This is a genomic window from Mesoplasma grammopterae ATCC 49580 (assembly GCF_000701525.1).
Classification (GTDB): Bacteria; Bacillota_I; Bacilli_A; order Mycoplasmatales; family Mycoplasmataceae; genus Mesoplasma; species Mesoplasma grammopterae.
The window spans coordinates 12,706-24,283 of sequence record NZ_KL370789.1 but is presented as its reverse complement, the minus strand read 5'-3'; the positions used below and the strand labels follow the sequence as shown (position 1 = coordinate 24,283).

Genomic DNA, 11,578 nt, shown 5'->3' with positions numbered 1-11,578 from the left:
AAATAAAAAAATTCTGAATATACAGAATTTAATTTATTCCATTAATGTTTTTAAATTATCATAAATTTCTGAAGTTTCTTCGAATCTTCCTGTTCTTATGAATGAAACAATTTCTTGAACTGTTAATAAGTGATCTCCAGCTCTTTCTAAATTTTTAGCTTGCTTCATTGCTTCAGAAATTTCTAAAACCTCTTCATTATTTTCAGCTTTTTTAAGTGCTTTTACTAAATATGAATATAGTTCTTCAAATTCTTTATTAATTTCAGCTTCGAGTTTCATTACTTTAACAACTAAATTAGTATCAAAGTTTGAAAATAATTCTGAAAAACTATCTAACATATCTATTACAAGCTGGAAAAGGTTGACAATTGATGTTGTATATTTTTTTGTAGGTTTAAATTTTGAAAAAAATATACATAGTTTTTTAGAATAGTCAGCAATAATTTCAATTTCTCTAGCAAGTAATATACCTCCAACAGCAAGTCTTAAATCACGTGCAACCAATTGTTGTTTAGCTATTTTTCAAAGAGCTGTTGATGTAAATTCATTCAGTTTATCATTAATTATTTTGTCATGTTCGACAATTAAAGCTGCACCCTCAACATTATTTTTAGTAATAATTTCAAATGTTTCTGCAAACTGAACTTTTGTTTCAGAAATCATATCCTCAAGCATGTTTCTTAATTGTTTTATATCGTTATCTAAAATTTTATTTAATGACATAATTAATCACCATACCTTCCTGAAATATAATCTTCTGTTCTTGTGTCTTTTGGACTTATAAATATTTTCTTAGTTGTATTATACTCTATTAATTCACCTTTTAAGAAATATGCAGTCATATCACTAATTCTTGTTGCTTGTTGTAATGAGTGAGTAACCATTACAATAGTATATTCTTTTTTAAGTTCTAATACTAACTCTTCAACTTTTAAAGTAGCAATAGGATCTAGTGCAGATGTTGGTTCATCCATTAGTAATATTTTTGGGTGCATTGCAATTGCTCTAGCTATACATAATCTTTGTTGTTGTCCACCTGAAAGACCAAGAGCTGGTGTTTCAAGTTTATCTTTAACTTCTTCTCAAAGAGCTGCTTTTCTTAAAGAATCCTCACAAATTTGATCTAAGATTTTTTTGCTTTTAACTCCTTGAGTTTTTGGCCCATAAACAACATTTTCATAAATTGATAAAGGGAATGGGTTAGCTTTTTGAAATACCATCCCAACTTCAGTTCTCAATTTTGAAACATCTGTTCCTTGTTTGTAAATTTCTTCATTAAATACTTCAATTGAACCTTCAACACTAGAACCGCTTATCAAATCATTCATTCTATTAATTGATCTTAATAAAGTTGATTTTCCACAACCAGAAGGTCCAATGAAAGTTGTGATTGAGTTTTCTTTAATTTCCATATTTATATCAAATAACGCTTGCTTTTTACCTTTATAAAAGAAGTTAAAATCTGATACTTTGATAACATCTGCTCTTTTTGATAAAGCAGGAAGTTTGGCAGGTTTTTCTTCTTTTTGGTTTTTATTTAAATCTAAACCTTTAAAAGTTTCATCTTTTTTAAGTGTATTACTCATGATCTATAACTCCTTTTTTTAATTTTCTATATTCTTTTTTTCGTTTAACTCACAATTTATTTTTTGATGCCATTTCTTTAAAGAATGTTATTTTAATTTCACCTTTTCTAAATTTACTTTGTAATTTCATTCATTTAAATTTGAGTGAAGGTTTCATTTTTTTAATTTTAGCTTTTGTTTTTACATTAAATTCTTTTCGTTTAATTTTTGATTTAGCTTTTAAATCTTTTGATTTTTGTACAAGTAATGAAGATAATCTACCAGATGTAAAGTTTAATCCAATAATTAATATAATAGTAATTAATGCCATTAAGTATATTGTTCCTTGACCATGTCCAGGAATTCCTTCAGCAACCATCATATAAATTCCTGTTGTTAAAGTTGTTCCTTGTGATAAGAAACCTTGTGTAGGCATTTGGATATCAGTTCCTAGTGTTAAGTAAATTGGTGCTGACTCTCCTATTATTTTAGCCATCGCTAAAATAATTCCAGTAATAATACCTTCCATTGCATTAGGTAATATTATTTTAAATAAAGTTTGAATCTTTGTTAAACCTAAAGCTGAACCAGCTTCACGATATTGATGAGGAACTTGTTGTAATGCATCTTCAAAATTTGATATTAACATTGGAAGTACAACAACAGTCATAGTTAAACCTGCGGCCAATATACTAAAAGGCAAGCCTAATAAAACAATAAATATTGATAAACCAAATATACCAAAAACAATAGATGGTGTTGATGCCAATAAGTTAATTGCAAATCTAAATGATTTTGTTAAGACAGAACTTTGTCTTGCATACTCATTTAAATAAATTGCAGCGCCTAAAGCAAATGGAATTGCAAAAATTAAAGTACACACAACTAATAAAATAGTAGTGAATAATGCAGCAAAGATTCCTCCACCAGTTCTATTCTCTGTATCCATATGAATAAATGCTATTGGATCTGATAATCCCATTAAACCTTTAATAATAACATCACCTAAAATTCAGAAAGTGAAAGAAATAATTATAGCTGTTGATATTCACATTAAAAATAACATAACAGCTGAATATGTTTTTTTGAAAAATTTATTTTCTGTTCTATTATGAACCATCATACCTAACATTTTTTTATCATAAACATATTTTGGTGTTTTAATTTTTCTAGAAGAATTACTATTCAATTTTTCTTCTCTTTTTATTCTTCTTGAGTATTTAATATTATCAACATTAGACATGAATAAAATTACAATGTTTATGATGAAAACTAGTAAGAATAAAATTAAACCAATTGCGTATAAAGCTGATTGATGTGTTGAACCACTATTTTCAGTCATTTCAAGACCAATAGTAGCTGCTAATGTTCTGATTGATGAGAATAAGAATCCACTTATTCCGCTATTAGTTATGAAACCACCAGTTGAATTACCAGCTATCATCATAATAGCCATAGTTTCACCAATAACTCTTGCCATACCTAATATTATCGCTGAGATAATTTTAGCTGAAGCTGATTTTCTAATAATTTTAAATGTTGTTTGTTCTTTTGAAATACCAAGTCCTAAACTCCCAAGTCTATACCCTTCTGGTACTGATTGAACTGCATTGTAACTTAAACTAATCATTGTTGGAGCAGCCATGAATGTCATAGTCATAGAAGCGACCATTAAGTTATCATTATTTGGCGCTCCCATTAATTGAAATAATGCACCAATTTGATCTCTTGCAAAAAGACCAAATACAACAGATGGAACACTGGCTAATAATTTAATAACAGTAAGAACTTTTTTTTGCATACCAACAGATAAGTACTCAGAAATAAATAGAGTTGAAAATATTGTTAATGGAATAGCAAATAACATTGAAATAGTTAAAAGAACTATTGTCATTATAATAATTAAACCAATTCCATACTGGCCTTCACCATCTTTGCCAGGCTTTCAATTAGTTCCTGTTATGAAACTTCAAAATCCTTGCTCTTCAAAAACATGAAGTGATTTCAAAATAACAAATAAAACTAAAATAAATAATATAACAAGAACTGTGAAAGTTAATGTATAAATTAATGATTTAAAAAATTTAGCATTAAAATTTTGTTTTGGTTTAAATATTTTTGGTTTAAATCCGTTATCTTCGCTTTTTTTATTTAGAAACATGTTTGCTCCTTTCCATTATATTTTGTTTTTATTATTTAGTTGGTTGAACTAATTGTGTTAAACCTACAGATGAATATAAATTTTTAACTTCTGGGCTTGCAGCCATTCAGAATAAAAAGTCTAATATGCTATTTAAATCTTTATTGTTTGTATCATATTTGTATATAGCTATAAAAGGTCTTGTTAAAGGGTAAGAAGACAATTTTTCAGAATCATCTTTTGAAGGATTTCAAGTTGTGTCTCCTTGATTAATTTTTACTGATTTTACTGTTGAAGAATTTGCAGAACCATATAGCATAGAAACAAATCCAATTGATCCAGGAGACTTTTCTATCTGACTATAAATTGTTCCATTCGCTCCATATTCTTTAACTGCATTACCAGGATTAATTCCTGTTAAATTATTAAATGAAGTTCTTGTTCCTGAACCGCTTGTTGAAGAATATGGAGTAACTTTTACTTTATTTGAAACTAATGAATTTGCTAATGCAACATTATTATTTATTTCTTGTGTTTCAGAAAATGAAGTTGCAATCATTACTGCTAAATCATTTCATGTAATTAAATCATTTTGTGAATTTGGTGAATAAATTGCTTTAAGAATTTCATGACTCGCATTAACTTCTTTATTAGTTAGATTACTTTTAATGTTTCCTTCTTCACTAACTTCAAAAGAAAAGTTTAAATTTGATTGTTCCAAAAATTTATCAAAACCAGTTCGTTGATCATTATAGACAAAAACAATTGAATCTCGAGCAAATTCAATAGAGCGATAAGTTTCTTCTATACCTGGAGTACTTGCTAAAGTATTTGAATATCAATGTTTATCATTAATGTTTTCATTTGTTAAATTTTCAAATAAAGTTTTGTTTTCATTTATTGGCAATGGATCAAAATCTTTATCACTAATGTCTTTTGAAATAAAACCTATTTCATAAACCCCTTCTTTAACATTCGTAACACCTGCACCAGAACCTGTTGCTGAATAAACAAATTTTTTACCATCTTCAGTTTTATATTTATCAGTAAGTTTCTTTAATAATGGTTGAACACTGGCACTACCACCAATACTAATTGAGTTATTTGGGGCAACTAAAGTTCATGATCAAAGACCAACAATAGCTCCAAGAACTATCACCATTACTAAAAAGAATTTCTTGTTCATGTTTTTCTCCTATTTAGAAATAATTAATAATATTATACCAATTTAAGTGTCTAAAACTTTAAAAATGTTACTTTTAGTTGCTTTCTTTAATCTATGATTAAAGGGTCATAAAATAAAAAAACTGCACAAATGTGCAATTTCAAATTATTCTTTATTTTTATTTATTAATTTTTTAATTTTATCGATATCTAATGCTAATTGAACAATTTTTGTAATTCCTTTTGTTTCCATAGTAACACCATATAAAATATCACAGTTTTCCATTGTTCCTTCACGGTGAGTTACAATAATAAATTGTGTGTTTTCAACGAAATCTCTTACATAGCGAGCAAATCTTGTTACGTTAGCTGGGTCTAATGGAGCTTCTGCCTCATCTAAAATAACCAATGGCAATGGTCTTACTTTTAAGATTGAGAATAGCACTGATAGTGCAACCAATGATTTTTCACCACCACTTAATAAATTCAAGTTTGTAATTTTTTTACCTGGAGGATTAACTTCAATATCAATTCCAGTTTCTAATATATCATCTGGATTTGTATAAATTAAACTTGCTGTTCCACCATTAAATAATTTTTGGAATGCTTCAGGTAAAGCTGCATTAACATCATCAACAATACGTTTAAATTGAGTTTTCATTTCAATGTCAATATTTAAAATGATTTCGTTTAATTTGTCTGCTGATTCTTGAACTTCATTTAAATTTGCAACATAGTAATCATACTCTTTTTTAGTTTCTTCATATTCTTGAATTGCATCCATTGAAACTTCACCAATTGATTTTAATTCAATAGTTAATTCTTGAATTCTAGTTCTTGTTTCTTCTGGGTTTTCGATTTCATCAAAATGCATTTCTCTAATTGCATCAAGTGATAAATTGTATCCTTCTGATAATCTTTTTAGAATTTGAATATTTGTAGATTCTAAAATAGTTAAGTCTGATTTAACATTTGCTAATTCATCTTTTCAATTATTTAAAGTTTCACGTTTTTCTTTGTTTTCTTTATTTAATTCATGTTGACGATCAGTTGTTTTTGTTTTTGAATTTGATAGTCCGTTAACTTTAATTGAAATTTCGTTTCTTTCAGTTTCTAGTTTAGCAATTTCTCTAGCTAATCTAATTGATTCAGATTCATCAAATGAAGAAGCCACTTGATTATTCAATAAATCTTTACCTGTAATAATTTTGTAGTTATCTGATAATTCTACTAATGAAGAATCAAGTATGTTGATTGAGTTTTTACCAATTCTAATATTTGATGATGCTTGATTTATATCATCAATTAATTTTTCTCTTACTTCTTTTAAATCGTTAAATGTTTTTTGTTTTTCATTAAATATTTTATCTAAAGTAACAATTTTATTTTTAATTGATTCTGGATCAAATGATTCATCAACTTTTTTAACCGCAAATATATTTGAAGCTTTGTTAACAGAACCCCCACTCATTGCACCTCTAGGTAAAACTCTTTGACCATCTAATGAAACTATTCCATAACGGAAGTTAATACTTTTTCCAAGTCTAGTTGCATCATCAAAGTTTCTTGTAACGATTGTTGTACCATAAATATAATCTAATACTACTTGACAGTCTTTTTCAATTTCAACTAATTCATTAGCAAAACCAACGAATCCTGGAGCTCTTTTTATTATGTCTCTTTGTGGCCCAGCAATTGAAGAAGGATTCAAAGTATCAATAGGTAATGCATTAACTCTACCTAATCTTTGATTTTTTAAGAATTCAATTCCTTTTTTAGCATCATCACTTGTTTTAAATACAACTGATTGTAAATGGTTACCTGTAATTAATGAAATTGCTATTTGGTGTTCTTCTTGTACATCGATTAATGAACCAACAGTACCAACAACTCCAGATAATCTTTTTGCATTATCAATAATTGCTTTAGCACCTGACATAGGATTTAAATTATTTGTATTTTGCTTATGTTCAAGTTCTTCTAAACGATATTGTAATTTATTCTTTTCTGATTCAATCTCTTGTGATTGCATATGGAAAGTTCTAAATTGATCATTTACTTCGTCATATCTTTTCTTTAAATCTAATTCTTGTCTTTCAAGACTTACAATAAGATCCTTTTCACTATTTAGAGATATTGATTTTTCATCAAATTCTTTTTTAATTGCTCTTGCTTTTATGTCATCAATATTTTCATTAACATTTTCTGAGTTTTCTCTTGCTTCAACTTGTTGCTTTTGAGTTTTTAAGTTTGCTATTCTTTCAACAATTCTTTGGAAGTTTAAATTTAATTGAGTTATTTCTTTATCGGCATCACCATTTTTAGATAACATTACATCTAATTCATCTTGTGATAAGTTAATTTCATTTGCTAGTTTTTGAACTTCAATATCTAATTGGCGTCTTTTATCTCTTAATGAAGATAATTCAGTTTCAAATCTTAACGCATCACTCGCTAAGATAGTTAATTCAATTCTTTGTAGTTCTTCAATTTTATCTTTATATTTAGCAGCTTTTTCTGCTTTTTCTTTTTCTCTTGGTAATCTTTTTTCTAGAGTTAACTTAATATCACTTATTCTTGTTAAATTTTCAGTAGTTTTAGCTAATTGTTTTAGAGCTTCTAATTTTCTTTTTTTGTATTTTGCTAAACCTGCGGCTTCATCAAAAATTTCTCTTCTTGCATCGGGTTTAGCTTCAGCAAATGTTGAGATTGTTCCTTGAGAAATAATTGCAATACTTGATTTTGTTAATCCAGTTTCTAAAGCAACATCTTGAATATCTCTTAATTTACATTTTTCACCGTTAATGAAAAAGTCACTGTCACGAGTTTTTTTATTAAATCTTCTTGTGATTTCAACAACATCTGTTTTTATAGTAGAAAATATAACTCTTTGGTTATCAAAAACTAAAGTTACTTCTGCAAAGTCAGCGGCTGGTTTGTCAGCACTTCCTGAGAAAACAATATCATCCATGTTAGCTCCACGTAATGACTTTGTTGATTGCTCACCCAATGCTCATCTTATTGAATCTGTAATATTTGATTTACCTGACCCATTTGGTCCAACAACACCTATCATTTCTTTTGTGAAGTTTAAAGTTGTTGGTTCTGCAAATGACTTAAATCCGACTGCTCTAATCTGTTTTAAAAATAGCATAATTTATTAACTCCTTAAATTTAAATGTAATAACTATTAAAATTATACCAAAAAACTCGTAAAAGTGCTAGTTTTTTCTTTCTTTATACTATGTATAAAAGCAATAATTTACAAATAAAAAGTGAGGAAAATTCTCACTTTTTGCTCTTTATTTTGCTGATTTTTTTAGTTTATTTAAGCAATCTTTAGCTGCATTTTGTGATGCTTCTTGTTTAGAAAATCCAGTCCCAATTCCGTATTTTTTTCCATCTAAATTAACACTAACAGTATACTCAATTTTATTATCTTTTTCGATATGTTTTTGGCTTTCAACCTTATATTCTAGATCACTTCTTATTTCAGCTTGAATAATTTCTTGTAACTCTGATTTATAATCATGATTTAATTCTTTATAGTCATTTTTTTCAATGTATTTGAATATTGTTGACTTTATTCATGATATCAGCACTTCTTCAGTTTGATCTAAATATATAGCAGCTGTAACAGCTTCATATACGTCAGATAAAATAGAAGGTTTTTCATAACCTTTAGATTTTATTTCTCCCTGACCTAATCTTATAATTTTTCCTAAATCTATCATCTTTGCAATTTCACTTAATGTTTCTTGTCTAACAATATCAGATCTTGTTTTTGTTAGTTTACCTTCTGGTGCATTTGTGAAATTTAAATAAAGAAACTTAGAAACATACATTTGTAAAACTGCATCACCTAAAAATTCAAGTCTTTGGTATGTTTCTTTCGTTTTAGTTTCATTAGCATATGAATTATGAGTTAAAGCAGTACTAAAAATTTTTGAATCATTAATTTTTATTCCAAAATTTTCAAAAAATTCATGCATTGTCATATTAATTCAATTCCTTTTTAATTTTATTTAATACATCATTCTCCACTGCATCACAAGTCATTCTTAGTGTTGCTTCGAATGATTTAACATCACTTGAACCATGAGCTTTAAAAGCAATTCCTTCAACTCCTAGTAGGATAGCACCAGAATGATTTTTGTAATCAAATTTTTTTGAAACATTATCAAATGATTTTTTAAGTGTTAAAGCTTTTAATTTTGTAAAAATTGTTTTATACAATTGTGATTTAATCTCAGTCATTAAAATTTTAGAAGCTCCTTCGAAAGCTTTTAAACACATATTTCCTGTATAACCATCAGTAACTATAATATCAACTTTACCAGCTAATATATCTCTTGATTCTAAATTACCAAAAAAGTTAATATTTTCATCTAATTCTAATTCTTTATATATTTCCTTTTGTAATAAAGTACCTTTTGATTTTTCTTCACCTATATTTAATTGTGCAATCAAAGGATTTTCTATTTTTAATACGTTTTTAGCATATATATTAGCCATTTTTGCATATCCTATGATATCTTCAACGTCAGCTTCAAGATTTGCCCCTACATCAAGCAATAAAGTTAATTTATTGTTTACAGCTGTTGGAAGAGTTGGCATGAACCCTGGTCTAGAAATTCCATTTAGTTCACCAAGAATAAAATGTGAACCTGCTATAAATGCAGCAGAATTTCCACCAGTAATCATTGCATCAACTTTTTTATCTTTTAAAGTTTCTAAAGCTCTAACCATAGATGAATCTTTTTTTCTTCTAATATCCATAATTGAACCATTCATATCAATGAATTCTTTTGTTGCTAAAATTTCAAATCTTGACTCATCAATTGGGAATTTTTCTAAAGATGTTTTTATTTGGTCTTCATCACCAACAAAAACAAGATATAAATCTTTTCTTGATTTTATAAATTTACTTGCAGCTTCTATTGCAACTGCACTACCATTATCTGAACCCATAACATCAAACGCTATTTTATACATTTGTAGTACCTACCTTTTTAATTATTTTATAAAATTAAAACACCAAATTGGTGTTTTAATAAATTATTCTACTGCGATTATGAAACTGTAGACTTTTTGTCCACCTTCAATAATCTCATATTCAACGTCAAAATTTTCATCTAAGAATTTTCTCAATTGACTAACACTTTTAGCTGATGCATCTTGACCAATAAAAATAGTTATAATTTCTGTTTTATTTGTTATATATCTTGATAATTGTTTTTCAAATAAAATACCAATATCATTAGCTGTACCAACAATTTTTCCATCTACGATAGCCATTTGTTGATCTTTTTTAATTTTAATCCCATTAACAACAGAATCTTTTGCAGCTTGTGACACTTGGAAAGAAATCACATTTTTAATTGCTGATGTTATTGCTTTTGTATTTTTCATTGTTGTTGCAGAAGGATCAAAAGATAATGCTGCAGTCATTCCTTGTTGAATAGTTTTTGTTGGAATAACTATTATTTTTGATTTAGTTTCTTCTTTTTCTGCTTGTTTTGCTGCCAATAAAACGTTTCCGTTATTAGGCATTAAATAAACAGCTTTAGCATCAACTTCTTCAATAGCTTTTAAGAAATCGTTAGTTGAGGGGTTCATTTTTGAACCTCCATCAATTGCTATATCAATACCAAGTTCTTTTTCAAAGTATTTTTTCATTTCTGGTGAAGATACAACCGCTATAGTTGCATAATCATTGTTCAATTTTCTTTCAAGTTTAATTGATGTAGTTTCTTGTCATCCTGAAGCTTCATTACCTTTAACTTGTTTATCTGCCTGTAAATTCATATTATCTACTTTGATAGTTTTAAAATCACCATATTGTTGTAAAAACATTAATACTTGACCTGGACTTAATGCGTGTGTATGAACTTTTAAAATATCTTCATCAATAACAACAACAATTGAAGTATTTCCATAAATTTGTAATTGATCTCTAATTGCACTAGTTTGTAGTTTGTTAATTCACTCTTCATTTAACATTACAATACCTTCAGTACAATAACCAAACTCAGCTTCAATTTCCATTTCGATGTTTCCACCTTCATTGATTTCAAGTTTGTCTGTTTTCGCAATTATTTTATTTGACTGGAATACTGAATTCATACCTTCTAAAAATTTAACTAATCCATAAGCACCAGAGTCAACAACACCAACATCTTTAAGTGCTTGTAATAAATTAGGAGTATTTTCTAAAGCTTCATTAGCAATTAAAATTATTTTATTTCAAAATTCTTTAGTTTCCATATCATCAGGTAATAAAGCTGATTGTTCAGCTACTTCTCTAATAACAGTTAAAATTGTACCTTCAACAGGTTTCATTACCGCTCTATAAGCAATTATTTTAGATTCTGCAAAACCTTTTTTTCATTCTACTGTAGATAATTCTGTTGCATCATTCATTCCTTTTGCTAGACCCTTAATGATTTGAGAAAAAATAACACCAGAGTTACCTCTAGCTCCCATAATTAAACCTCTAGAAAAAGCATTTAAAAATTCACCAATTGTTTTAAATTCAATATCTTTAACATCATTGTATCCATTTGTAGCAGTAAGGTTCATGTTAGTCCCTGTATCTCCATCTGGAACAGGGAAAACGTTAAGCTTATCAATATGTGGGTAGTTATTATATAAATTGTTTACAGCACTCGTCATTGAGTCTTTTATTAAAATTAATTTTTCCATTTTC

Annotated in this window: 8 protein-coding genes; all 8 read right to left on the bottom strand. The window is 27.7% G+C overall.

All coding sequences use genetic code 4. The features are described 5' to 3' along the window. Positions 1-33 precede the first annotated feature (33 nt). Complete coding sequence (phoU, locus tag T314_RS0102860) at positions 34-723, bottom strand: phosphate signaling complex protein PhoU (RefSeq protein WP_029512098.1); 690 nt, start codon at positions 721-723, stop codon at positions 34-36. A gap of 2 nt (positions 724-725) precedes the next feature. Further along, positions 726-1,586: a phosphate ABC transporter ATP-binding protein PstB gene (pstB, locus tag T314_RS0102855; RefSeq protein ID WP_029512097.1), complete on the bottom strand. Its 861-nt coding sequence runs from the start codon at positions 1,584-1,586 to the stop codon at positions 726-728. Continuing rightward, entirely contained in the window at positions 1,579-3,726 is a 2,148-nt protein-coding gene (gene pstA, locus T314_RS0102850; RefSeq protein WP_029512096.1) for a phosphate ABC transporter permease PstA, read from the bottom strand. The genes pstB and pstA overlap by 8 nt, the downstream gene beginning before the upstream one ends. A 31-nt stretch (positions 3,727-3,757) precedes the next feature. Next, positions 3,758-4,891 carry a phosphate ABC transporter substrate-binding protein gene (gene ptsS / locus T314_RS0102845; protein WP_029512095.1) on the bottom strand — a complete coding sequence of 378 codons (1,134 nt, stop codon included), beginning with the start codon at positions 4,889-4,891 and terminating at the stop codon, positions 3,758-3,760. A gap of 144 nt (positions 4,892-5,035) precedes the next feature. Next, positions 5,036-8,023, bottom strand: a complete 2,988-nt coding sequence (locus T314_RS0102840) for an AAA family ATPase (protein ID WP_029512094.1) — start codon at positions 8,021-8,023, stop codon at positions 5,036-5,038. 148 nt (positions 8,024-8,171) lie between these two features. Next, the gene (gene rnc / locus T314_RS0102835; RefSeq protein ID WP_029512093.1) at positions 8,172-8,867 is read right to left on the bottom strand and encodes a ribonuclease III; all 696 of its coding nucleotides are present in this window, start codon (positions 8,865-8,867) and stop codon (positions 8,172-8,174) included. Between the two features lies 1 nt (position 8,868). Then, complete coding sequence (gene plsX, locus T314_RS0102830) at positions 8,869-9,864, bottom strand: phosphate acyltransferase PlsX (protein WP_029512092.1); 996 nt, start codon at positions 9,862-9,864, stop codon at positions 8,869-8,871. A 63-nt stretch (positions 9,865-9,927) separates the two neighbouring features. Further along, the gene (locus tag T314_RS0102825; protein ID WP_029512091.1) at positions 9,928-11,574 is read right to left on the bottom strand and encodes a DAK2 domain-containing protein; all 1,647 of its coding nucleotides are present in this window, start codon (positions 11,572-11,574) and stop codon (positions 9,928-9,930) included. Positions 11,575-11,578: the final 4 nt, after the last annotated feature.